Below are 822 nucleotides of genomic sequence, written 5' to 3'. Positions count from 1 at the left end.
GGGCCCCCCGCCGCGGGCGGGGCCGCGCGGCGGGCCCCGGCCGGGCGCGCCCGCCACAGCGCGAGGGCCGCGCAGCCGGCCAGGGCACCGGTCAGGGCGACGGCGAAGGTGACCAGCGGGGCGCCGCCGAGGGCGGCCAGGGGGGTGAACGGGGTGGCGGTGTTGGCGAACGCCAGCCGGCCCCAGGGGAACCCGCCGAGCGGGACGCGGTCTCTCGCCCACTCCTCCGCCACCCACAGGCAGGCCGCCCACAGAGGCCACAGGGGCAGCCGCGACGTGGCGGCGAGTGCCGCCCCCAGCGGCACGAAGAAGGCGGCCTGGAGCACGGAGAGGCCGATGACGGCGTCCCAGCCGATGACATGGAGCCATTTCAGCAGCGTCAGGAAGAACGGGAGGCCGGTGGCGAAGCCGAGCCAGGCACCCTGGCGCGCGCTGCGGCCGTGGGTCAGCACGCTGAGGGCGGCCACCGCCACGATCGACAGCGGCCACAGGCCGTACGGGGGAAACGCGGCGGCCAGCGCCACTCCGGCGACGATCGCGGCGAGGGTACGGGGCGCGTGGCGCCGCAGCGCCCCGAAGCGCGCGGGAGGCGGGGAGGCCGGTGGTGCGGCCGAGGCGCCCGAGCTCGCCGGCGGGGTTGCTCCGCTCGCTCCGGTGCCCTCGGCGGTGGCGGTTTCCTGGCCCGATGCCACGTCGTGGCCCTCCCTGCGGATCAAGCGGTGCTGGGTCGACCGTACCGTGAACGGCGCGCGGAGGGATGGCCGGTGTTCGGATGCGGCGGGCGGCCCTGGCGCGGGGGCGACGGGAACCCGTACCCGGGGG

General features: G+C 78.2%; 1 pseudogene. It reads right to left on the bottom strand.

Features of this window, described 5'->3' with window-relative positions:
• Positions 1 to 692: pseudogene (locus E0D90_RS25870) on the bottom strand (apolipoprotein N-acyltransferase); the annotation flags it as partial.
• Positions 693 to 822: the final 130 nt, after the last annotated feature.

This window comes from Streptomyces otsuchiensis (genome assembly GCF_004305975.1).
Classification (GTDB): domain Bacteria; phylum Actinomycetota; class Actinomycetes; order Streptomycetales; family Streptomycetaceae; genus Streptomyces; species Streptomyces otsuchiensis.
This window is presented reverse-complemented; position numbering and strand designations above follow the sequence as displayed.